The organism is Pseudoalteromonas sp. FUC4, from assembly GCF_008370255.1.
GTDB lineage: Bacteria > Pseudomonadota > Gammaproteobacteria > Enterobacterales > Alteromonadaceae > Pseudoalteromonas.
In genome coordinates, this window is the sequence record NZ_SEUI01000002.1 from 174670 (window position 1) to 197417 (window position 22748).

Consider the following 22748-nt stretch of genomic DNA (forward strand, 5'->3'; position numbering starts at 1 on the left):
AATAGTTAAATTTATGAATGCTAAAAGCCATTTGCCAGATATTACTTCGCAGAATAATTCTCTTAATGCACAACCTTTACAATGGGTAGGGATGGAAGGAATTTCGCTGCCTTTGCATGTTTTACCACACGATTGCGAACCTATCCATACGCACGCCAAAGCCGACATATTTGTAAGTTTAAATAAAGCCGAAGCCAAAGGCATACATATGTCGCGTTTGTATTTGCATCTTAAAGAGCAACTTGTAAATCAGCCTTTAACGGGCGAAAGTTTAACCGCGTTACTAAATACTATGCTGTACTCTCAACAAGGCCTAAGCTTAAGCGCTAAAGTAAATTTAGCCTTTGAGCTAACACTTAATAAACCTGCGCTTTTGTCAAATCAGTCGGGGTATCAGGCGTATCCGGTGAATGTATGTAAAACCATTGAAGACGGTGAAATTAACACCGAGCTTAGCCTTACTATTGCTTATTCAAGCACGTGCCCGTGCTCAGCCGCGCTTTCACGAAAAGCATTAAGCGATGCCGTAGCAGAGCAATTTACAGAGCAGCACGTTGATAAAAACGCATTGCTAGAGTGGCTTTCATCAGAGCAAGGCAGTATTGCTACACCACACAGCCAGCGCTCGTACGCGTACATAACAATGCGTATTAAAGGTGAAGAGCTTCCTGACTTACCTGCACTTATTACACAACTAGAAAGTGCGATTGGTACGCCTGTTCAAACCGCAGTAAAACGCGAAGACGAACAAGCATTTGCCAAGCTTAATGCCGAAAACTTACTTTTTTGCGAAGATGCCGCCCGCAGAATCAAACTGGCCTTAGAGCTAAAAACCAACATTTTCGACTACCACTTTAAAGTTGAACACCAAGAAAGCTTACACGCTCACAACGCTGTTGTGTACGACCAAAAGTTTTCGCAGCAGCGTGTTATTTAAAACCTTAATTTGCATATTCAGTAGGATAAAAAATGTTAAGAAAAAACCCAAACGGCCACATGCCAAGTGTCGCACAAAGCGCATTTATAGACCCAATAGCCATTGTGTGTGGCAAAGTAATCATTGAAGACAATGTATTTATTGGCCCTTATGCGGTTATTCGCGCCGATGAAGTAGACGACACTGGCGATATGCAGCCAATTATTATTAAAAAAAATTCAAACATACAAGATGGCGTGGTTATTCATTCTAAATCGGGGGCTGCGGTAACGATTGGTGAGCGCACGTCTATAGCGCACCGTTCAATTATACATGGCCCATGCAGCGTAGGGGATGATGTATTTATTGGCTTTAATTCGGTAGTATTTAGATCGCATGTGGGAAATGGGTGTGTAGTTAGGCATAACTGCGTTGTTGATGGATTAGATTTACCTAAAAACTTCCATGTACCACCAATGACCAATATAGAACCCGGCTTTGACTTAAACAGTATAAGCAAAGTGCCGCCAGAGTATTCAACATTTTCTGAATCGGTGGTGTCTGCAAATCACGATTTGGTAAAAGGTTACAAGAAATTGGCTAATGAACTCTAATAAGCAAATGCTAAAAGCAATACCCACTAATATTATTAGTGGGTTTTTAGGTGCCGGAAAAACCAGCGCTATTATATCGCTACTTAAAACCAAACCACGTACTGAACGCTGGGCAGTATTAGTAAACGAATTTGGCGAAGTAGGTATTGATGGCGCGCTACTTAATGGGCAACAAAGCCCAAACAGCGGTGTATTTATTCGCGAAGTATCCGGTGGCTGTATGTGCTGTACCGCCGGCGTGCCAATGCAAGTTGCACTTAATCAGCTGCTAAAACAAGCAAAACCAGACAGGCTTTTAATTGAACCCACAGGGCTTGGCCACCCAAAAGAAGTATTACAAACACTTTCATCATCGCATTATAAAAATGTACTGAGCTTACAAAAAACAATTACTTTAGTTGATGCCAGAAAGCTCAATGACTCGCGTTATACAAGCCACGCTACGTTTAACCAACAAATTGATATTGCAGATATTATTGTAGGTAACAAGCACGATTTATACGCTCAAAATGACGCTGAAACATTAACTGATTACGTAATAAGCCGCGCAAACCAAACACAGCAAATTGTATTTACTACTCAAGGTGAAATAGCGCCTGAGTTGTTAAAAGGTGAGTGCGGCTATAATCAATCAGCGCCTTGCACTGCGCATACTCATACAAACTCAGGCATTAATACCCGTGAAGCGCCGTTACCCACAAATGGCATACTTTGCATTAAAAATAGCGCTCAATGCTATCAAAGTATTGGCTGGCGTATTAGTGCAGCACACATATTTAGTAAAAAAGCGCTGCACGCTTTGTTTAGCAATTTAAAAGTAGAGCGAATTAAAGCCGTTATAAAAACAGACGAAGGGTTTGTAGGCTTTAACTTAGCGGAACAAGCCTTAACCGTTACCCCTTTAAACGATTGCCAAGAAAGCCGTATAGAAATAATAGCGATACAAATTAACTCTATGTGGGGGCAACAACTCATGAACTGCTTAATTAATAATAAAACCAACTCAGAGAAAACTAACCATGAACACATTTAATGCATTAACCATTGCTTTAGTCAGTGCGCTTAGTGTTGGCTGTACATCTAACCTAGCCAAAAATACTAATGAAAGTTTTTCAGCGCAGCCGGCCTCGCAGCTACAAGCTCAAACTCTATCCGCTTTAAAAATAGCGACTTGGAACGTTGAGCACCTTGCATACCCAATAGATACAGGTTGTAGAGCCAGAACGCCAAGCGAAATAGCAGCAATGAAAGCGTATGCAAAAAACTTAGACGCCGATATTATTGCACTACAAGAAGTGGGATCTAAAGCGGCGTTACAGCAGATATTCTCTGAAGACGACTGGCAACTAATTATGTCTAGCCGAGCAGACAGCAAAGCCTATACGTGCCGACAAACGGGGGCTTTATCAACCCAGCAAAAAGTAGCCTTTGCAGTAAAAAAAGCAATACCTGTACTCAATACAGCTTCTATAGACCAATTAGGATTAGCAAGAGCAGGGCTGCGCTACGGATTACAAATAACCGTTAATACACAGCAAGGGCCAACCGATATACTTAACGTACATATGAAAAGCGGCTGTTTTGTAGACGACTACTTAAAAAGCGACTCACCCGCGTGTAAAACTTATGCACAACAAGCACCGGTGCTTAATAGCTGGGTTGAAAAACACGAAACAGCAGGCACGCCTTACGTAATATTAGGTGATTTTAACCACCGTATATCAGCGCCTTACAATAGGTTAACCCGCACTTTATTAAGTGATGAGCGCTCAACAAGTATTACGACCAGCCAATTATTAGGGTGCCAAGCACGCTATCCTGCGCCTATCGATCACATTATTGTTGGCGGTATGAATGCGAAAAATATTACAAAGTCGGCCCAGGTGCATAAATTCAAAAATATGGATAACAAAGCCATGTTGAGTGACCACTGCGCTGTATCGGTTTCGCTTACTGCTAATGCGCACTCACTGTCGTCGGCAGTGTTATGGCAAACAACCAGTAAAGAGTACAAAGCACTAGCAACTACAACCTATGAGCAAGCAAAAGCAGCGGTAATGCAATTGCCAAACACAGCGCATAACTGGGTGGCCGTGATGGATGTTGATGAAACCGTGCTTGATAATTCAGCTTATCAAAAACAAACCGAGCTTAACGGCAAAGGGTATACGCCACAATCTTGGCAGGCATGGGTTGCAAGCGAAAAAGCCACACTGGTACCTGGTGCTAAATCGTTTATAGAAACAGTGTATAAACACGGTGGAAAAATAGCGCTTGTTACTAACCGTAATAAACAAAACGATTTGCACACATGGAATAACCTTAAAGCCGTTGGCTTGCCTATAACGGTTGAAAACACCTGTTTAATTGGCCGTTCAGAGGCTGACAAAAACGCCGTTAATAACAACGAATTTATTAACGATAAAGACTTGCGCCGCCAACAAGTAACACAAGGCACAGCTGATTGTTTTTCACCAAGTGGGCAAAATAATAACTGGCAGCAGCCACAGGTTATTAAGTTTCAGGTGGGGGATAACATAGAAGATTTTAGCGGCGTAACACAAGAAAGCGCCAATATAAAAACGCTACAACCCAAGCTTGGTAAATCATTATTTTTACTACCAAACCCTATGTATGGTTCGTGGTAAATACTATTAAAAAGGAAGAGTAATATGACCGAAAAATCACCAGCCCCAACAGGCTCAGGCTGCAGCAATACAAGCTGTTGCCCGCCACCGCAAAGCCCTGTAACACGTGATGCGCCAAAGGTAGGGCGAAACGATCCGTGTGTATGTGGTAACGGCCGTAAATATAAAAAGTGTTGTGGTAAAAACGCATAAATTGCAGCAAAGCTGCTTTTAATTTAGGCATAAAAAAAGGGCTAACATTACGTTAGCCCTTTTTGTATTTAACCTAAATGTAAGTTATATCAACTGGCCGCCACACTTATTTTTTGTTCAAGCGTGAAGGGCTTTGCATTTAAAATACCGTTAATTTGAATAACAATTTCACTATTGCCTGCCTTATTTGCCACATATTTTAAACGATGAATACCCCGGGTACTGGCAAGTTGTACAGAAGCAGCCCCAGTTAATTTAATATTTTTAGGGGCAACAAATTTTACACTTACCGCGCTGTAACGTTTAGGTACTAAGTAACTAAAGCTTGCCGTGCTGGGGCTACCCACTTTTACTTGCGCTTGTTTGGCATGTTCAAACGAGAAGTTTTGTAAAATAGGAGGCTGAAAGTGTTGCCGAGCAAAAGGGTGAAACTGATTTAACCCCACGCCCGCATGAAACTCACACGCACCAGCGCCTAAAGAACTCAAAAAAGCTAAACCGCACAATCCTCGTTTTATATTTATGTATTTCACTTTAATCCTCGTACGGTAATATATTGTCTAACTTAAGCTGGTAAGCCGATGTGCCTAATTCGTTTTCAACGGTGTTTATCGTCAGTGTGCCTTCAAACCAAAATGCGTCATACAGGCTTTTAAGATCAACACCTTGATCAAACTTAACGTAAATTATTTGATTAGGTGGCGGCGGTGGCATATGCAGGCACGCGCCAAAATAAGGCACAATAAAAAATTCGCTAATACGTTTACCTTCTTCTGATTCAAGCGACACTATAAAGCCAGGTATACGCAGCTTTTTATTGTTGTAACTTTCAATCACTCGTACTGAGCTTAAAGCTTGCTGATAGCGTTTATCTTGCTCGTTATCAAACGGTTTAGCGTCTAGGCTATTTAATGTGTCTTGCTCTGAGCCATCTTCAATTTCGGTTAAATACTCTGGCGGATTAAGCAATGCGTCTAAATCATCTTTAGGCATTAACTGAATCCACTCAATTTCTTCGTAACTTGTACTTTGAGCCGCTGACTCACAAGTAAATACTAAACTGGACAAGGCAATAACACACCAAGCAACCATGTTAGTTACATATTTTGACATATTTTTATCTCAATTAGTTTATTGCTCGACTAAAAACGTTATAACATATCAACACTTATCAAACCATAGGAGTCTCATCGTGCCTAATACAATTTCTTCGGCCTCTACTCCCTTAGCAATACATATTGACCAACTTAGCTATAAGTACCACAAAGCAGATAAAACCTCGTTTTATATTCCTAACTGGCAAGTAACGCAGGGGGAGCAGGTATTTTTACATGGCGAATCTGGCTCAGGTAAAACTACATTACTTAATTTATTAGCAGGGGTGCTCACACCGCAAAGTGGCGATATAGCCTTACTTGAGCAAGCACTTTCAACGCTTTCGTCAAAAAAACGCGATAAATTTAGAGCGCAAAACATTGGCGTGGTGTTTCAGCAATTTAATTTAATACCGTACTTAAGTGTGTTAAAAAACATTCAACTGGCTAGCTACTTTGCAAAAACGGGCAATACGCAAATAGAGCAAGAGGCGAGCGCACTGCTTTTAGCGCTTAAATTACCGACGACTATTTTGCACAAAGCAGCAAATACATTAAGTGTTGGCCAGCAACAGCGTGTAGCTATTGCCCGCGCTTTAATAAATAAACCTAAACTGTTATTAGTTGACGAACCCACCTCAGCATTAGACGCCGCATCGCGCGATGCATTTATGACCCTGCTAATTGATTTATGTAAGCAGCACAGCATAACGCTTGTATTTGTAAGTCATGATATGTACTTAAAGCAATTTTTTGAGCGCAGCGTAAATGTAACTTCGCTTTTAAAAGAGGAGAGTAGCAAATGCTAGTATCGTTAGCATGGAGCAGCTTAGCCAGTAGACGTAAATCGGTCATACTTACTTTTTTATCATTACTAATAAGTATAAGCGTGCTTTTGAGTGTTGAGCATATTCGCCAGCAAGCCAAAGAGAGCTTTAACAGAACCATCTCTGATGTAGATATGATTGTGGGCGCACCTAGCGGGCAGTTAAACCTTTTACTTTATTCGGTATTTAGAATGGGCAGCCCTACCAGTAATATTGATTATAAAAGCTATGAAACCCTAAAAGGCAGTTCATTAGTCAAATGGGCAATTCCCATTTCGCTTGGCGCGCACCGTGGTTTTAGAGTAATGGGCACCAATAACAGCTATTTTGAACACTTTAAATATGGCTCTAAGCAACCACTTACTTTTAATAGCGGCCAGCCATTTAACACATTATTTGAAGCGGTAATAGGAGCCGATGTAGCCAAAAAGCTCAATTATAAAATTGGCGACAGCGTAGTCATTGCTCATGGTATTGGTAACACAAGCTTTACCCATCATGACAATACTCCCTTTATTATAAAAGGCATACTTAGCCCCACAGGCACACCGGTTGATAAAACCATACATGTAAGCTTAAACGCCATTGAGGTCATACATTTATCACCGACAAAACAAGCTAAATTACTTAATAATGTAGACTCAGTAAACACCACACCCGAGAGCATTACCGCAGTAATGCTGGGTTTGAAATCTAAGTTTTCAACCTTTAAATTACAGCGCGATATAAACAATTATAAAGCCGACAGGTTAATGGCAGTGTTACCCGGTGTTGCCATGACCGAGCTTTGGCAAATGATGGCAACGGTTGAAAACCTGCTGCGCATTATTGGTATTTTGGTATTGGTATCGTCGCTATTTGGCTTATCAACCATGTTACTTGCCTCTATGGCGCAGCGTAAAAACGAAATTGCCGTGCTACGTGTATTAGGCGCAGGGCCAAGCATTATTTTTAGCTTAGTACTGGTAGAGGCGTTAATTTTAGTAATACTGGCAAGCATAGCTGCAACGGCTTTACTAGGTTTAACTTTATGGCTTTTAGGTGATTGGCTAGGCGCTACTTATGGCTTATTTTTAAATGCAAACATGTTTAATGTAGATACTTTAAAAGTAATCGCCGTTATTACTGTTGCGGCTATTATTACCTCAGCTATACCCGCGTATGAGGCCTATAAAAATGCGCTGCATAGCTCGCTGAGCGCTAAAAGTTAGTACCTTTAAAAATTGAACCTCCTAATAAGCAAAATGGCCGCAGTAATAAATACTGCGGCCTTTTTGGTAACAATATCCCGTATTAATGTGTACAGATGTAGAGATTAGTCTCCAAGTAAAATATACATTATCTTACTCTTTTTAATCTGAGCATATCGTCGTTAAACTACACCATACGCTAGCATAGCGTCAGCTACTTTTATAAACCCTGCTATATTGGCGCCTTTGATATAATCCACTCTACTTTTATCATCGCCGTGGTGCACACACTGGTTATGAATGTTTTTCATAATGCCATGGAGTTTTTCTTCCAAATCCTGTTCAGTCCAAGACATACGAATACTGTTTTGTGACATTTCTAGAGCAGAAACGGCTACACCACCTGCATTTGACGCTTTTCCTGGAGCATATAAGATATTATTATCTTTAAACAATTCAATAGCTTCGGGAGTGCATGGCATATTAGCGCCTTCTGATACCGCAATGCAGCCATTATTGAATAATAGTTTAGCATCAGTACCCGTTAATTCATTTTGAGTTGCACAAGGAAAAGCCAAATCAGACTTAATACTCCAAGGTTTTTGACCTTCTAAGTACTTGCTTTTAAACAACTCTGTTGCACCTGAAAGTCGTTGCTTACGGTTTATTTTCAGATCTTTTAGTAGCATAAGTTTTTCTTGATCAATTCCATCAGGCACATATAGTGTGCCGCTAGAGTCTGAAACTGTTAGCACTTTGCCCCCAAGTTGAATTATTTTCTCGGCACAGTGCAATGCGACATTTCCTGAACCAGATACTAACGCAGACTTACCTTTTATTGAGTGACCGGCGTGTTTAAGCATTTCTTCCATAAAATAAGCATTACCATAACCCGTTGCTTCTGTACGGATAAGGCTTCCACCAAACTCTAAAGCTTTTCCTGTTAATACACTTTCAAATTGATGAGTAAGTCGCTTATATTGGCCAAATAAATAACTAATTTCTTTGCTACCAACACCTATATCGCCTGCGGGAACATCAGTATTTGGACCTATATGTTGATAAAGTTGCGTCATAAAAGACTGACAAAATCGCATAATTTCCCTGTCAGACTTTCCTTTAGGGTTAAAGTCAGCTCCTCCTTTACCTGCACCAATTGGTAATGTAGTCAAACTGTTTTTAAATGTTTGTTCAAAGCCTAAAAACTTTAATACACTTAAATTTACAGAATGGTCAAACCTTAAGCCGCCCTTATAGGGTCCAATAGAATTATTAAATTGCACCCTATACCCTTTATTGATTTGAATATCCCCCTGATCATCTTCCCAAGCAACACGAAACGAAATAACTTTATCTGGTTCGGTCATACGCTCTAAAATACGGGCTTTTTTATATTTAGGGTTTTGATTTATAAAAGGGATCACAGATTCTGCAACCTCTTTAACCGCCTGATGGAATTCGCTCTCGTTAGGGTTACGTTTAATTAGCCCCGCCATAAAGTGCTCTATTGTTAAATCTTCATTCATTTTTAATTATTCCTATTAATATGGCAGTAGCTTACTTATAAAGTAGCTGCTGAGTTTTATTTGTTGGTATAAAAGCTTTAAAATTATATTTAATATAAAAATTTGGAAACACCTGGTAAAAATAACATGTGATTAATTGCTCTAGCATCTTGTGCAATGCAGTGTTCTCTAAATTTCGGTAGTTATTACTATGCTTTAAGCTCATCGAAGTAAGTGAGCTTTGGAGGCTCTGATACTAACTGGCTGAGAGTTTCAAGCCCTCCGGTTTCGGTTCTCCACGCTAGATATTTCTCGTTATATGCACGAGAATCCCAATTTTCTATGGTTGTTAGGTGTAAAAGGTCATCTTGATTTTGAACCAGTTTAATATCAGAACATCCATCAAATGCTTTTGTTTCTGGTATAAAAACTGCTAAAACATCTTTTAACTCTTGCAGTTTTTCTGGTTTGGCTTTTAACTCTAAAATAACTTTAATAGACATAATTTTTCCTACAATAAATTAAGTAAACAGGGTCTAACACGCTAACTTGTAACGTTTCATATAGAGATTTTATAGAGTATTTTTAACAAGCTGAAACAATAACATTTTGTTAGTGATACATGATTTATTGGTTGTAGGCTCCACTTTAACAATATGCCCTAAACTGCAAATTGATAAAACGAAGACAAGCTTAAGCACTTTGAAGTGGTAAATATTTCAAGCATAAGGCTAGAGCTTGTTGACCTTTCATGGTTGAATTTCAAGCAGTGCGTTTGGTTTTTAGGCAAGACAGAGGTTGTGTAGTGTGGTTATTCCCCATAAATAGGCGATAACGCAGCATAAATACCAAGCATGCGCGGCCCGAAGGGTTCTTTCTAGGGTTGATTAACTCTTTGTTGCCGACAGGGATGTAGATCAGAGACGTGAGCAGGACGCGGAAGCTTTACTCGTTTTACTTAGCCCACTAGGTTATAGACCTAGCGCCGCGATTTAAGCGCTCCTAGATTGAAAGACTTCAATCCACCAAGGACAACACGGCTTAATTCAAAAAGGAAAAACCAATCACTTTTTACTGTGTTACGGTTAATTAAAAAGCTAACTTATTGATAAAGACAGCTTTATCGTTGCTGAAAACCATAAATATGTAAACCCAATAGACTGTGGTTTACATAAAATTGATTTAACCTCTCAATGAAGGCTTTTTCCATTGCTTATGCTTAGCCACACTATCTAAAGGTGTTTGAGCAATAGCGTTGGTATAGTTACTCATCGTTTTAACCGCAAGCCCGAGCACAACCTCTAATGCTTGTTGCTCACCATAACCAGCGTCAAAGAAAGCACTTAAAGCATAAGGTTCAATGCTCCCTCTGGTTCTTAAAAAATCTCTTGTAAAAAGGCGTAAAGCTTCTAATTTTATATCACTTAACGGACTGCCATTTCTTAAAGCTTCTACATCGTCATCTGACATACCTGATTGCTCTGCAAGCAGAGTGTGCCATGGCATGCAATATTCGCAATTATTTTCAAAATTAGCGGCTTGGTAAACTACCTGTTTTTCTTTTAATGACAAACTGTTCTGATTAAACTGATCCCAACCTACCATATAAGAAGTTAACAAAGTGGGCGCCTGCGCCATTACACCTTCAACATTAGGGATTAAACCGAAGGCTTCTTTAGCTGATATCAAATTATTTTTTGATGCCTCTGGTGCTGTTTTTTCATTAAAAATTTGAAATGGTTTTACTGCATGTACTGTCATATTAAATTCTCATAAAAATAGTCAACTTGTCAGTTTTAAACGCACAAAATAGACTGAGCTACGCTGAACAGTTAAATTTAAAACCTCAGCGATAAACTCACTGAGGTTTTAGTACTTATTTGTAATGTTTGTTCTTAGCAATTATTACTTATGCATCTACAAACAATACTTGACCAGTGATAAAACCATCTACAGAACGCTCAAACGCCTTACCTACTAACTTACTCGGTACAGGTTCAAATCCAGGCATCATTTCGCCATAAACATCCCACGCCTCTGTTAGCACTGTTGGATTAATTGAGTTTATACGAATGCCACGTGGTAATTCATAAGCAACTACTTTTGCAAAGGTATCAATTGCACCACTTGTTGTTGCATCAGCAATTGCATAAGGAATTGGCTTAACATTTAAGATGCCGCTAATTAACGTGAAAGACCCGTTATCAGCTATGTATTCTTGACCAATTCTAACAAGGTTGATTTGCCCCATCATTTTGCTCATAACAGTACTCATCCATTGGGCTTCTGTCATTTCAGTAAATTCTGCATATTCACAAACACCAACAGTGTTAACTACGGCATCAAAGTGACCCACATCTTTATAAAGATTGCGAATAGACTCTTCACTTGTAATATCAACAATATGATCTACATTACCAGAACGGCCCGCAGTGATAACTTTATGCTTTCCTAATCCACTTAAAGCCGCTTGGCCCATTTTTCCTAAAGCACCAATTAAAATTACTGTTTTCATGATTTTCTCCATCTGTGTTGTATCAATGACAGCTATGTTAAGAGACTGCTCAAACAAATAGAAACAATAACACTTTGTAAGTGATACATGATTTTTTGGTTGAATCGATAAATATGTAGGGCTGACTAAGATGACGATAAACAGCGCTATGCTAAAAACGAAATTTTTAATAAGTGTGCCATTCACCATCCAATTTTCATGCGCTTCTCAATTAGTGCCTCATAGACTCCTCGTAATACAAATTCGGCTGGTAGCATTAACAAATTAGTATTGTTTAGTTCTACTCAAGTACCTATGTATTATTTATGCTGATAAATAGCACAAACAAAATGCTATTAAAAATCTGAACAATTTAGAACGATCTTGTGAGCCATCCTAGGTAGTGATGGGGTTTGATCTTGATACGTTAAAACAACACCTTTGTCATAAAAAATTAAATATTGAAATTTTGACTTAAGCACAACCCATACTGCTCTATGAGTAGTAAATGGCTTTGTAAATATCATTTATTGGAGATAGAAATAGTGAAAGCATCAGACTTATTCGTAAAAGCATTAGAACAAGAAGGAGTCGAATATATATTTGGTATTCCTGGAGAAGAGAATCTAGATCTACTTGAGTCAATTAGGCGCTCAAACATTAAATTGATTCTTACAAGACATGAACAAGCGGCTGGATTTATGGCAGCAACTTATGGCAGATTGACAGGCAAAGTCGGCGTTTGCTTATCAACCTTAGGGCCAGGTGCAACAAACTTAGTTACCTCAGCAGCCTATGCTCAATTAGGTGCGATGCCAATGCTAATGATTACCGGACAAAAACCTATAAAAGCGAGTAAACAAGGCAGATTCCAAGTACTTGACGTGGTCGATATGATGAGACCATTAACAAAATATACAGCACAAATTGTCAGTGGAGAACGAATAGCCTCGCATGTACGAGAAGCATTTAGAGTAGCAAGTGCAGAGCGCCCAGGAGCAGTCCATTTAGAGCTACCTGAAGATATTGCAATTGAAGAAGTAAGCGCAAGCCTCATTACTCCAAGCGCCATCCGTAGACCTATAGCAGAATACAAAGCTATTGATAAAGCTATAAGTTTAATCGAACTAGCTAAATCGCCGCTATTGCTTATTGGGGCTGCAGCGAACCGCAAAATGACCAGCAAAATGCTAACTCGCTTTGTAAATGAGTTGAAAGTTCCCTTTGTAACTACTCAAATGGGAAAAGGTGTTATTGATGAATCTAATCCGCTATTTTTAGGTAACACAACACTTTCAGACGGAGATTTTGTCCATCGCTCAATTGAAAATGCAGATCTCATTATAAATGTAGGTCACGACGTAGTCGAAAAGCCTCCTTTTTTTATGCGCTCTAACGACAAGCAAGTAATTCATATTAATTACAACGCTGCAGAAGTAGACCCAGTTTATTTTCCGCAAGTAGAAGTTATTGGCGATATTGCTAACAGCGTATGGGCTATTTTAGAGAAAATAAAGCCTCAGCCACACTGGGATTTCGCATATTTTGAAAAAGTAAAAAAAGCCGAAGAAAAAGCACTGCCGCATAGCTGCAATGATGATCGTTTCCCTATTTATCCTCAACGTTTAGTGGCCGATGTAAGGCAAGCAATGCCTGACAATGGGATCATTGCATTGGACAATGGTGTTTATAAAATTTGGTTTGCCCGAAACTATAAAGCTAAAAAGCCCAATACAGTGCTACTTGATAATGCTCTAGCAACAATGGGAGCTGGATTACCATCGGCTATGGCAGCTAAACTTGTTTACCCAGATAAACCTGTTCTTGCTATTTGTGGCGATGGTGGCTTTATGATGAATAGTCAAGAGCTTGAAACAGCCATTAGACTCGATCAACATTTAATTATTCTTATTTTGCGAGATGATGCATATGGAATGATAAAGTGGAAACAAGCAAATATGGAATTTGAAGAATTCGGATTAGATTATGGGAATCCGGATTTTGTAAAATATATTCAAGCATATGGTGGTAAAGGTCATAGAATCTCTTCTGCCAATGAGCTACTACCTTTAATAAAAGCGTGTATGAATGAGCACGGAGTTCATTTGATTGATATTCCTATCGATTATAGTGAAAACGATCAAATTCTTAATCATGATCTTCGAGAATTAAGCAGTAAAGTATAAAAGGCCCAAATTATGCTGAATAAAAGTTATCCGTATTATCTCGCTAACCAAGCTGTATTTGCTAACAAAAATTTACCTATATCAGATAAATACACTGGAGAAATCGTTACTCATGTAGCAATGGCTGATAAGACAACCATTGACGCTGCAATTAATGCTGCGGTAAAAAGTCAAAAAGCCTTGCAAGCTATGGCACCCTATGAGCGACAAGATATATTGCTGTATTGCGTAAAGCGTTTTGAGGAGCGTTTTGAAGAACTCGCCATGGCATTATGTATTGAAGCTGGCAAACCAATAAAAGATGCTCGGGGCGAAGTTCAAAGGCTGATAGAAACATTTAAAGTGGCAGCCGAAGAAGCAGTCCGAATTAACGGGGAAATGATTAATTTAGAAATTACCCCTAGAGCGAAGGGCTATACAGCCATAACAAAGCGTATTCCTATCGGCCCTTGCTCGTTTATTTCACCTTTTAACTTCCCTTTAAACTTAGCTGCTCACAAAATTGCACCTGCATTAGCCGTGGGGTGCCCATTTATTTTAAAGCCAGCGAGTCGCACACCTATTGGGGCATTATTAATTGGGGAAATATTAGCAGAAACAAACTTACCTAAAGGGGCTTTTTCTATATTACCTTGTAGCAGAGATGGGGCTGATTTATTTACAACAGACGACAGGTTAAAGCTGCTTAGTTTTACTGGCTCACCAGATGTAGGTTGGCAATTAAAAGCAAAAGCCGGAAAAAAACCTGTTGTGCTTGAGTTAGGTGGCAACGCTGCGTGTATTGTTGATCACGATACAGACGATATTGATGACGCTATTGAGCGTATAATATTTGGTGCATTTTACCAGTCAGGACAAAGCTGTATAGGGGTTCAGCGCTTGCTTGTGCACAGTGATATTTATGATTCGTTTAAACATAAATTAATCTCAAAAGTAAGTAAGTTAAAAATGGGTGACCCTAAAAATGAAGAGACCTTCATTGGCCCAATGATAGCGGAGTCAGAGGCTAGTAGACTAAAAACCTGGATTGATGAAGCAATTCAAAAAGGAGCTAAACTACTCATAGGTGGTAAAAAAGATGGCGCTTTTTTAGAGGCTACTGTGCTAGAAAATGTAGCCGACACTGCACTTATTAATATTGAAGAAGCATTTGGGCCTGTTGTCACTTTATCCCCATTTAATGATTTTGATACAGCCCTTGAACAAGTCAATAAAAGTAAGTTTGGCTTGCAAGCAGGTATATTTACTAAGGATATATATAAAATACAAAAAGCGTGGGATGTATTAGAAGTTGGTGGTGTTGTGATAGGTGACGTACCTAGCTTTAGAGTAGACAATATGCCATACGGAGGAGTAAAAGACTCTGGTATTGGGCGTGAAGGTATACGTTCTGCAATAGAAGATATGACGGAACTCAGATTACTAGTTATAAGAGATAAATCCAAAGGCTTATAAGTACTGACACAAAATCAATGTATTAGGGCGTGTTGATCTTTGTGGATTGAAATTTGTTCAATCTAGGGGCGATTTAATCGCGGCGTGAGGTTTGTAACCTAGTGGGCTAAGTAAAAACCGAGCAAAGCTTCCGCGTCCTGCTCACGCCCCTTACCTACATCCGGTAGGCAACAGAGAGTTAATCGTCCCTAGAAAGAACCCAATGGGCAGCGCATGTTTGGTATTTATGCTGCGTTATCGCCTATTTATGGGGAATAACCACACTTCATAGGCTCTGTCTTGCCTAAAAACCAAACATACTGCTGCAAATTCACCCACCAAAGTTCAACACGCCCTAGTGAAAGTAATTTTCAAAAATAGCATTCACATAGTTAAGGCTTCTAATATTGTTTTTTAATAGTAGAGGCAATAGTATTTTTAAATACTATTGCCTTTGTTTTTAACATGATGTTTTTTAGTAAGCGCCTGCGCTGTATATAAGCTCGTAGCTGTGGCTGTAAATCTCAAGGATGTTACCAAACGGGTCTTCCATGTAGAGCATGCGATATGGCTTTTCGCCAGGGTAGTAGTAACGTGGCTCGGGCATACGTTTTTTACCACCTGCAGCAACAATACGATCCGCTAAGCCTTCTACATCTGGGTCTTGTACACAAAAATGAAAGATACCGGTTTTCCAGTATTCAAAATTGTCTTTAGGGTTTTCTTGGTCTTTAAATTCAAAAATTTCTACACCAATACGGTCGCCTGTTGAAAGGTGCGCTATTTTAAATTTTTCCCAATCTGGACCAAATACATCAGTACACATTTCGCCGATGGGGCTGTTATCTTCAGTGATCACGGTAGGCTCCATTATGGTGTACCAGCCCATCACTTTAGTGTAAAACTCTACTGCTTTTTCAACATCCGGTACTGAAATACCAATGTGCGAAAAACTACGTGGATATGTATGACTCATAATATGTCCTCTTTAACGTGTGGCTTATCTTAGTTGATGGAGTAAGTTTACGAATCAGCCTTTATTAAGTAAAATTATCATTAATCATCATTTTGAGTACGTTTTGTAATGATAAATCCTACATGGTTAAACACATTTTGCACCTTGGTTGAGGTAAATCATTTTACCCAAACAGCCGAGCGCCTTTTTATGACCCAATCTGGCGTAAGTCAGCACATTAAAAAGCTAGAGCAGCAAGTAAACTGCGCGCTATTAGAGCGCCACGGTAAACAATTTACCCTTACCGTACATGGGCAAAATTTGTATCAACAAGGCAGTTTATTATTAAAAGAATGGCAATTTTTAGAACAGCAATTAAAAGATGATTCGCCTTACAGCGGCTTGGTAAAAATACAATCGCCAGGTAGTTGTGGGCTACAATTTTATAGCCAGTTGTTAGCGCTGCAGGCAAAGCATACCGAGCTTAATATTGATTATCGCTTTGCACCCAATACAAGCGTAGAGCAAGCCGTAGCAAACCACAGTGCCGACATAGGGTTTTTAACTCAAGCTCCCACACTTAGCGAAGTTACTAGCCACAAAATTGGTAAAGAAACCTTATTATTAGTAACGCCCGCACATATTAAAAACCCAACGTGGGAGGTTTTATGTGAGCTTGGCTTTATTGGCCATCCCGATGCAAAACACCACGCGCAGCTGCTACTAAGCGAAAACTACAGTGAGTTTGAACATGTTGATCAAATTAAGCGTACGGGGTTTTCTAACCAAATAAGTTTAATACTGGAGCCGGTAAGTTTAGGGCTGGGTTTTACGGTTTTACCTGCGCACGCTGTTAGCGCATTTAATAAACCTGCGCTTATTAAAACGCATCATTTGGCTAATCCGATTAGCGAAAATATTTATGTGTGCCATCACCGAAATAGGCCATTGGCAAAACGAATGAGTACGGTAATTGAGTTAATAAAGGCAGGAGTTAGTAGTTAGGTTATGTTTAAACACAAAGCGCGCTCTAAATAGTTAAAACGTAACCCCCCTTTACACCGACGATGTAAAATTTAATACCGAGCATAAAGGGGATGTAGTTAAATTAGTTAATGCTTTCTAATTTAGCTTTTAAATCGAGTAAATCGGTTGCTATGGTATTTGGCTGTATTTCCCAAGGATCAAAAATGGATTCTTCAGAGCGTTGAATCCACGCCGCGCGCATACCGTGCGAAATAGCGCCAGTTACATCAAAAGGGTTGCTTGATACAAGCCATGTGTTTGCGCCGGTTGAATTGGTTTCGCGTAAAAAGTGACTATAAACCCCTGGGTTTGGTTTAAAGGTTTTAACGTCGTCGGCGCTTACTACGCCTTCAAAATATTCACTTATTCCTGCAGTTTCTAGCAAAGTATTTACTGCATCGGCTGCACCATTTGAAAATGCAAACAAACGGTAATCTTTTGCTTTTAGTTGCTCAAGACCTGCTTTTACATCATCGAACGCAGGAAGTGTTTTATAAAGCTCTAGCAGTTGCCCCTTTTGATCTTCACTTAGCTCGGTTTTATGCGCTAAGCAGGCGTAATCGAGTGCGTGTTTTGTACATAGCGAAAAGGGAATATAATTTTGCATTAAGCCACGTCTAAACGAATACTCTAGTTGCTTTTCGCGCCATGTATTTGAAAATGCTTGGGCGTTGTCGCCAATCATGTCGTCGAGTAAGGACAGCACACCATGGGTATTAATGAGCGTGCCGTATACGTCAAATGCAAGTGTAGTTGCCATGTTTGCTCCGCAATAAAATAAATTAAGTTGGTTTTAGGGTACTTGCTTACAGCTTAACTTAATTTGAACGAACGCTCAAATTAATAAAACTTATAAGCATCGAGTGCTAAAATATCCATTTCTATATCTTCATGTATTTTTTCGGCTTTACCGTCACTACTTCCAAGCGCTGCAAAAAGAGGTAAAAAATGCTCTGCAGTAGGGTGATTAAATAAAGCATGGGGTGCTTCATTTAAATAGTTAAGTAACGCTTGGGTGTTTTGCGCTATTAATTTTTGTTCGACCCATTGAGTAAACTCATTAACCATTTGAACGCGATTAGGCGTAGGTGGTTTTTTAAATATTTCGGGTAGGTTATGGCTAATGCCACCTGAGCCAATAATTAATATGTTTTGATCGCGAAGCGGTGCAAGTAACTGCCCGTATTCGTACATTGCCTTTGCGCCTAAACGGGTATTAATAGACACCTGCACAATAGGTATATTTGCCGCTGGATACATTAACCGCAGTGGTATCCACACGCCATGATCCCACCCTTGCTTTGCATCAAGCACAGCTTTAATACCTTTAGTGCTAAAACGCTGTGCAATGGTATTGGCAAGTACGGGTTCACCTGGTGCAGGGTACAGAATTTGATACATGTGCGCAGAAAAATTATAAAAATCATGGATAGTCTGCGGTGCATTACCGGCAGTGATCACTATGTCGTGTGTTGTTTTATCGTTAGCAATATCAAAGTGCGCCGAAAAAATAACAATAGCGCTCGGTGTTTTAAGGGTTTGACCAAGCGATGTTAAAAAATCAGAGGTTGCCGATTGCTGTACCGCCATCATTGGCGAGCCGTGAGATATAAATAAAGCGGGCTGAGTCATGCTATTCCCTAATTAGTCGATTTTAATATAGCAATTTTATTACTTTTTAATTTGGTGATAAATGTGCTATTTATTTATAAATTACAAACAAAATATTGTTAAAAATGGATAAGCTAACCACCATGAAGGCCTTTTTAGCCGTTGTGCAAGAAGGATCGTTTTCAAAAGCTGCCGACAAACTCGATATTTCTCCGCAGTTAGTCAGCAAGTATATTTCTGCGTTGGAAGACAATTTACACACGCGTTTATTGCACCGTACAACGCGAAAGGTAAGTGTTACAGAGGCCGGAAACCAATATTATCAGCGCTGCCAACAGGTCGTTATTGATATTGAAGATATGGAAAACTCACTCAATAACTTAAGCGAAAATGTATCGGGCGTGTTGAGTATTAGTGCGCCTATGTCGTTTGGGGTTAAGCACTTGGCAACGTTACTGGTTGATTTTCAAAAGCAGTATCCAAATTTAAAAATAGATTTACGATTGACCGATCAATTTGTAGATATAGTTGAGCAAGGTATTGATATAGCACTGCGTATTGGTACGTTAAAAAACTCAACATTAATAGCGAAGAAAGTAGCGCCTATTCGCTTAGCAATATTTGCATCTCCTGCCTATTTAAAGCAAAACGGCACGCCAACCACATTAGAATCGCTGCAAGAGCATAACTATTTACGCTATGCTCACGCCGAGCCTACAAAAAGACTTAAAGGCTATGATGAGCTAAAAAATGAATTAAAGCTTGAAAGTAACTTAGTAGCTAATAATGGTGATTTGTTACTAAATACAGCCATTGCAGGAGGCGGTATTACCATGCAGCCTACGTTTATAGCAGGTGAGGCACTGGCTCAAGGTAAAGTGGTACGTATTTTAAAAGACTATGAACCCGAGCCAGTGGGGCTTTACATGGTATATGCAAACAGGCAGTTTTTACCCAGTAAAGTACGTGCATTTGTTGATTTTACCAGTGGCTATTATGGCGATATTCCTTACTGGGATTTAGGAGAGTGATATGTCGATAACTAATCAATTAACGTTATTTGTAGATGTAGTACAACAAGGCTCATTTGCTAAAGCCGCGGCACTGCATGATATGGATAATTCGTCGCTGTCTAAACAAATTAAAAAGCTCGAAACCAGTTTAGGTGTGCAACTGTTAAATCGCTCAACGCGCTCGTTTTCGCTCACTTCAGCAGGAGAGGAAATTTTAGCGCAAGCGCATATTCTTATCGATACACTTTCAGATATCCATAGCATAGCCGACTCGTATCAGGCAAAGCCAAAAGGTATTTTGCGCATTACCTCGGGTATGTTTTTTGGTCAGCAGTATATTCAGCCCGCTATTAATATATTTATGCAAAAGTATCCTGAGGTAAAAATAACCCTCATGCTTGACGATAAGCGTAACGATATTATTGCCGATCATTACGATTTAGCCTTTAGAATAGGCAAACTCAACGACTCTAATTTAATGGCTAAAAAAATTGCTAATATGCACTTTGCGCTTGTTGCATCACATGATTTTATAAAAAAGCACGGAATGCCTACCACACCAGAGGATTTATTAGCTTTACCCGCTATTATTTATGGCAATGGCGATGTAAGTCTCGACCAAGTTAAGTTAAGTACTGAGCCTCATGGTGATGAGCAAAAAATACATAAAATGAAAGGCAATTACAAAGTGAGTGATGTACGCGCTATGGTCGATGCAGTAAAAGCAGGGCTTGGGTATGTAATGCTCGATTTATTTAATTTAGAAGAACCTGTTGATAAAATGGGCCTTGTGCCGCTTTTAACTAATTATAAACTATCAACTATGGGCACAGGTATTTACGCGCTTTACCCTCATCGTAAACAAACCCCATTGGTAAGTGAGTTTATTAAAACCGTGCAAGAGTACATTGGTACACCGCCATTTTGGGTTGAACATATGCCTAATTACAAAGAGTTATACAAATAATAGATATAAAAAAGCCCCGTTAGGGGCTTTGCTTTGTGTACTCAAAATGTACTTATAGAGTGGTTATTTAAAAACCCTCTAAAACAACTTTACCTTTAGCCGTTTGCGTTTCAAGATGCTGATGCGCTTTACGTAAATTAACGGCGTTAATAGTGCCTAAATGCTCACCAAACGTTGTTTTAATCAGGCCTTCGTCAATCATCGCCGCTACGTTATTTAAAATAACGTGTTGCTCTTGCATATCGTCTGTTTTAAATAATGAACGAGTAAACATAAGTTCCCAATGTACCGACACACTTTTATTTTTAAATGGCACAATATTAAGTGTTTCAGGGTCATCAATAAGTGCAAATTGACCTTGCGGCTTCACTACTTTTTCAATTTCAGGTAAGTGTTGCTCTGTATTGTTTAAGCTTACTACGTAATCTACTTCGCTTAAGTTTTTAGCTGCAAATTCTTCACTTAATGGATTACGGTGATTAACAATAGTATCGGCACCTAAATCTTCTAACCACGATATAGTTTCGGGGCGAGAGGCGCTGGCAATAATATTTAATTTAGTACGCTGCTTTAACAGCTGTACCATAATTGAACCCACACCACCGGCGGCTCCAATAACCAAAATGCTTTTAGAGTCATCATTTTCCGCTACGTTTAATCTATCAAACAACAACTCCCATGCCGTAAGGCTAGTAAGAGGAAGCGCTGCGGCTTCAAAGTTAGATAACGTCGTTGGCATTTTACCTACAATACGCTCATCAACTAATTGAAACTGTGCATTACTACCTGAACGCGTTACATCGCCGGCATACCAAACTTTGTCGCCAGGTTTAAATAAAGACACATTTTCGCCAACAGATTTAACAACGCCTGTCGCATCAAAACCAAGTACTTTGTATTCTCCTTCTGGCGCAGGCATTGATTCACGAATTTTAAAATCAGCCGGATTAACAGATACTGCTTTTACTTCCACTAAGATATCGTGGCCGTGTGCTGTTGGCATTTCAAGTTCGATGTCTTGAAGTGATAGCTCGTTTGAAACAGGTAAGTTTTGTTGATATCCAATTGCTTTCATGTGTTTTGCCTCTAGTCGTTTAATTCGCTGTGTTGATGACGCTATTTTGGCTTTATCGGCGCAGTTAAAAAAGAGGTAAAAAACCCAATCATTATGGAAGTAATATTCCACAATAGAAATTTTATAACAGCCCTCGTAATACACTTCGAAGCGCTTTAAACACTTTTTGATTACTATGCCGCTGATGCTGTAATACATCAACATTAGCCAACCAACCCATTTCTTCAAACTCAAGTGGAAGTTTAACCAGCTCACCACTTTGTACTGCATCTAGAGCTACATGGTTTGGTAATAAGCACCACCCGTTACCTTGTATTGCTAGCTCGAGTAATACAAAGTAATTATCGGCATACCAAATCTCTGGGCTAATTTTTAGCTGAAAGCTGCTTGTTTGTGTATTGCGCGAACGAAGAAGAAGTTGTCGATGTAGCCGAAGGCCATCCATATTTTCACATCTGATCCCCGCTAAAGGGTGCGATTTAGCAACATATAAATCAAATTTTACCGATCCAATACATTCATAGTCTAAGTAACTCGGTATATTTAATTCACTAAAAATAATACCCGTTATAGGCTTTCCGCTATTTAGCATGTCAATTATGTCATGGCTCGATGCACTTAAAAACTCAAGCGATACATAAGGATACTTAGTTTGCAGCTTGCTAATAATACTTGCGATAGTTTTAAATGGGATCCCTTCGTCAAGTGCGATAGTGATTTCGGTTGGTGTTTTTTCGTTTAGTGCTAATGCAGAGCTTGTTAATCGCTGGTGTTGATTAAGCACAGCCTTAGCCTGAGGTAGTAACTGTTTACCGGCATCCGTTAATTGTGGATAACGCCCTGTACGCTCAAATAATGTTGCATTACAGTCTATTTCTAAATTAATAATATGCTGACTTACTACCGACTGCGCTTTACTTAAACTACGCGCTGCGGCCGAAAACGATCCAGCCTCAACGGTAGCTACAAATGCCTGAAGTTGTTCAATACTAAACATATCG

23 protein-coding genes are annotated in these 22748 nt (G+C 39.4%); 12 read left to right on the forward strand and 11 right to left on the reverse strand.

Translation table 11 applies throughout. The annotated features are described in order from the left end of the window. The first annotated feature begins 13 nt into the window (after window positions 1-13). The 5 genes from folE2 to EU510_RS06780 are packed head-to-tail and all read left to right on the forward strand — an operon-like array spanning window position 14 to window position 4370. Entirely contained in the window at window positions 14-937 is a 924-nt protein-coding gene (gene folE2 / locus EU510_RS06760; RefSeq protein WP_149592823.1) for a GTP cyclohydrolase FolE2, read from the forward strand. A 32-nt stretch (window positions 938-969) separates the two neighbouring features. Then, on the forward strand, window positions 970-1530 hold the full coding sequence (locus EU510_RS06765) for a DapH/DapD/GlmU-related protein (protein ID WP_149592824.1): 561 nt from the start codon (window positions 970-972) through the stop codon (window positions 1528-1530). Beyond that, complete coding sequence (locus tag EU510_RS06770) at window positions 1520-2563, forward strand: CobW family GTP-binding protein (protein WP_149592825.1); 1044 nt, start codon at window positions 1520-1522, stop codon at window positions 2561-2563. Before EU510_RS06765 ends, EU510_RS06770 begins: the two co-directional genes overlap by 11 nt. Continuing rightward, window positions 2550-4178 (forward strand): HAD family acid phosphatase, encoded by a 1629-nt coding sequence (locus EU510_RS06775; RefSeq protein WP_149592826.1) that lies wholly within the window; start codon window positions 2550-2552, stop codon window positions 4176-4178. Before EU510_RS06770 ends, EU510_RS06775 begins: the two co-directional genes overlap by 14 nt. Before the next feature lie 24 nt (window positions 4179-4202). Then, entirely contained in the window at window positions 4203-4370 is a 168-nt protein-coding gene (locus tag EU510_RS06780) for an SEC-C metal-binding domain-containing protein (protein ID WP_149592827.1), read from the forward strand. Between the two features lie 89 nt (window positions 4371-4459). Here EU510_RS06780 and EU510_RS06785 read toward each other — a convergent pair whose 3' ends face one another. Together EU510_RS06785 and EU510_RS06790 are read right to left on the reverse strand one after the other, a co-directional pair. Beyond that, window positions 4460-4903: a hypothetical protein gene (locus EU510_RS06785; protein WP_149592828.1), complete on the reverse strand. Its 444-nt coding sequence runs from the start codon at window positions 4901-4903 to the stop codon at window positions 4460-4462. A 1-nt stretch (window position 4904) separates the two neighbouring features. Next, complete coding sequence (locus EU510_RS06790) at window positions 4905-5483, reverse strand: DUF3299 domain-containing protein (RefSeq protein WP_149592829.1); 579 nt, start codon at window positions 5481-5483, stop codon at window positions 4905-4907. 79 nt (window positions 5484-5562) lie between these two features. Between EU510_RS06790 and EU510_RS06795 the strand changes: the two genes are divergently transcribed. Continuing rightward, window positions 5563-6273: an ABC transporter ATP-binding protein gene (locus EU510_RS06795; RefSeq protein WP_410477405.1), complete on the forward strand. Its 711-nt coding sequence runs from the start codon at window positions 5563-5565 to the stop codon at window positions 6271-6273. Then, window positions 6267-7502 carry an ABC transporter permease gene (locus EU510_RS06800; RefSeq protein ID WP_149592831.1) on the forward strand — a complete coding sequence of 412 codons (1236 nt, stop codon included), beginning with the start codon at window positions 6267-6269 and terminating at the stop codon, window positions 7500-7502. Before EU510_RS06795 ends, EU510_RS06800 begins: the two co-directional genes overlap by 7 nt. A 161-nt stretch (window positions 7503-7663) precedes the next feature. On the opposite strand, the gene gdhA is transcribed toward EU510_RS06800, so the two are convergent. The 4 genes from gdhA to EU510_RS06825 form a co-directional block, all read right to left on the reverse strand. Beyond that, window positions 7664-9007, reverse strand: coding sequence for an NADP-specific glutamate dehydrogenase (gene gdhA / locus EU510_RS06805; RefSeq protein WP_149592832.1), 1344 nt, complete (start codon window positions 9005-9007; stop codon window positions 7664-7666). 188 nt (window positions 9008-9195) lie between these two features. Then, window positions 9196-9489, reverse strand: a complete 294-nt coding sequence (locus tag EU510_RS06810) for a putative quinol monooxygenase (protein WP_149592833.1) — start codon at window positions 9487-9489, stop codon at window positions 9196-9198. Between the two features lie 679 nt (window positions 9490-10168). Continuing rightward, window positions 10169-10747 (reverse strand): carboxymuconolactone decarboxylase family protein, encoded by a 579-nt coding sequence (locus EU510_RS06820; protein WP_149592834.1) that lies wholly within the window; start codon window positions 10745-10747, stop codon window positions 10169-10171. 148 nt (window positions 10748-10895) lie between these two features. After that, window positions 10896-11501, reverse strand: a complete 606-nt coding sequence (locus EU510_RS06825; RefSeq protein ID WP_149592835.1) for a short chain dehydrogenase — start codon at window positions 11499-11501, stop codon at window positions 10896-10898. A gap of 524 nt (window positions 11502-12025) precedes the next feature. Between EU510_RS06825 and EU510_RS06830 the strand changes: the two genes are divergently transcribed. Further along, complete coding sequence (locus tag EU510_RS06830; protein WP_149592836.1) at window positions 12026-13666, forward strand: acetolactate synthase large subunit; 1641 nt, start codon at window positions 12026-12028, stop codon at window positions 13664-13666. A gap of 12 nt (window positions 13667-13678) precedes the next feature. Continuing rightward, complete coding sequence (locus EU510_RS06835) at window positions 13679-15121, forward strand: aldehyde dehydrogenase family protein (RefSeq protein ID WP_149592837.1); 1443 nt, start codon at window positions 13679-13681, stop codon at window positions 15119-15121. Between the two features lie 454 nt (window positions 15122-15575). Here EU510_RS06835 and EU510_RS06845 read toward each other — a convergent pair whose 3' ends face one another. Next, on the reverse strand, window positions 15576-16076 hold the full coding sequence (locus EU510_RS06845; protein ID WP_149592838.1) for a lactoylglutathione lyase family protein: 501 nt from the start codon (window positions 16074-16076) through the stop codon (window positions 15576-15578). A gap of 108 nt (window positions 16077-16184) precedes the next feature. Between EU510_RS06845 and EU510_RS06850 the strand changes: the two genes are divergently transcribed. Then, window positions 16185-17060 (forward strand): LysR family transcriptional regulator, encoded by an 876-nt coding sequence (locus EU510_RS06850; RefSeq protein ID WP_149592839.1) that lies wholly within the window; start codon window positions 16185-16187, stop codon window positions 17058-17060. A 103-nt stretch (window positions 17061-17163) separates the two neighbouring features. Here EU510_RS06850 and EU510_RS06855 read toward each other — a convergent pair whose 3' ends face one another. Together EU510_RS06855 and EU510_RS06860 are read right to left on the reverse strand one after the other, a co-directional pair. After that, a complete protein-coding gene (locus EU510_RS06855; protein ID WP_149592840.1) occupies window positions 17164-17841 on the reverse strand; it encodes a haloacid dehalogenase type II in 678 nt (225 codons plus the stop codon). Window positions 17842-17921: 80 nt separating this feature from the next. Further along, on the reverse strand, window positions 17922-18713 hold the full coding sequence (locus EU510_RS06860; protein ID WP_149592841.1) for a DODA-type extradiol aromatic ring-opening family dioxygenase: 792 nt from the start codon (window positions 18711-18713) through the stop codon (window positions 17922-17924). A gap of 104 nt (window positions 18714-18817) precedes the next feature. On the opposite strand from EU510_RS06860, the gene EU510_RS06865 reads away from it, so the two are divergent. Both EU510_RS06865 and EU510_RS06870 read left to right on the forward strand, forming a co-directional pair. Further along, window positions 18818-19723 (forward strand): LysR family transcriptional regulator, encoded by a 906-nt coding sequence (locus EU510_RS06865; RefSeq protein ID WP_149592842.1) that lies wholly within the window; start codon window positions 18818-18820, stop codon window positions 19721-19723. A 1-nt stretch (window position 19724) separates the two neighbouring features. After that, window positions 19725-20672: a LysR family transcriptional regulator gene (locus EU510_RS06870; RefSeq protein WP_149592843.1), complete on the forward strand. Its 948-nt coding sequence runs from the start codon at window positions 19725-19727 to the stop codon at window positions 20670-20672. 67 nt (window positions 20673-20739) lie between these two features. On the opposite strand, the gene EU510_RS06875 is transcribed toward EU510_RS06870, so the two are convergent. After that, window positions 20740-21747: a zinc-binding alcohol dehydrogenase family protein gene (locus EU510_RS06875; RefSeq protein WP_149592844.1), complete on the reverse strand. Its 1008-nt coding sequence runs from the start codon at window positions 21745-21747 to the stop codon at window positions 20740-20742. Between the two features lie 121 nt (window positions 21748-21868). Continuing rightward, window positions 21869-22744, reverse strand: a complete 876-nt coding sequence (locus tag EU510_RS06880; protein ID WP_149592845.1) for a LysR family transcriptional regulator — start codon at window positions 22742-22744, stop codon at window positions 21869-21871. Window positions 22745-22748 lie beyond the last annotated feature (4 nt).

Coding starts and splice junctions, on each gene's coding strand:
- folE2 (WP_149592823.1), top strand. CDS start 14: ATGAATGCTAAAAGCCATTTGCCAGATATTACTTCGCAGAATAATTCT.
- EU510_RS06765 (WP_149592824.1), top strand. CDS start 970: ATGTTAAGAAAAAACCCAAACGGCCACATGCCAAGTGTCGCACAAAGC.
- EU510_RS06770 (WP_149592825.1), top strand. CDS start 1,520: ATGAACTCTAATAAGCAAATGCTAAAAGCAATACCCACTAATATTATT.
- EU510_RS06775 (WP_149592826.1), top strand. CDS start 2,550: ATGAACACATTTAATGCATTAACCATTGCTTTAGTCAGTGCGCTTAGT.
- EU510_RS06780 (WP_149592827.1), top strand. CDS start 4,203: ATGACCGAAAAATCACCAGCCCCAACAGGCTCAGGCTGCAGCAATACA.
- EU510_RS06790 (WP_149592829.1), bottom strand. CDS start 5,483: ATGTCAAAATATGTAACTAACATGGTTGCTTGGTGTGTTATTGCCTTG.
- EU510_RS06800 (WP_149592831.1), top strand. CDS start 6,267: ATGCTAGTATCGTTAGCATGGAGCAGCTTAGCCAGTAGACGTAAATCG.
- gdhA (WP_149592832.1), bottom strand. CDS start 9,007: ATGAATGAAGATTTAACAATAGAGCACTTTATGGCGGGGCTAATTAAA.
- EU510_RS06810 (WP_149592833.1), bottom strand. CDS start 9,489: ATGTCTATTAAAGTTATTTTAGAGTTAAAAGCCAAACCAGAAAAACTG.
- EU510_RS06820 (WP_149592834.1), bottom strand. CDS start 10,747: ATGACAGTACATGCAGTAAAACCATTTCAAATTTTTAATGAAAAAACA.
- EU510_RS06825 (WP_149592835.1), bottom strand. CDS start 11,501: ATGAAAACAGTAATTTTAATTGGTGCTTTAGGAAAAATGGGCCAAGCG.
- EU510_RS06835 (WP_149592837.1), top strand. CDS start 13,679: ATGCTGAATAAAAGTTATCCGTATTATCTCGCTAACCAAGCTGTATTT.
- EU510_RS06845 (WP_149592838.1), bottom strand. CDS start 16,076: ATGAGTCATACATATCCACGTAGTTTTTCGCACATTGGTATTTCAGTA.
- EU510_RS06850 (WP_149592839.1), top strand. CDS start 16,185: ATGATAAATCCTACATGGTTAAACACATTTTGCACCTTGGTTGAGGTA.
- EU510_RS06855 (WP_149592840.1), bottom strand. CDS start 17,841: ATGGCAACTACACTTGCATTTGACGTATACGGCACGCTCATTAATACC.
- EU510_RS06860 (WP_149592841.1), bottom strand. CDS start 18,713: ATGACTCAGCCCGCTTTATTTATATCTCACGGCTCGCCAATGATGGCG.
- EU510_RS06865 (WP_149592842.1), top strand. CDS start 18,818: ATGGATAAGCTAACCACCATGAAGGCCTTTTTAGCCGTTGTGCAAGAA.
- EU510_RS06870 (WP_149592843.1), top strand. CDS start 19,725: ATGTCGATAACTAATCAATTAACGTTATTTGTAGATGTAGTACAACAA.
- EU510_RS06875 (WP_149592844.1), bottom strand. CDS start 21,747: ATGAAAGCAATTGGATATCAACAAAACTTACCTGTTTCAAACGAGCTA.
- EU510_RS06880 (WP_149592845.1), bottom strand. CDS start 22,744: ATGTTTAGTATTGAACAACTTCAGGCATTTGTAGCTACCGTTGAGGCT.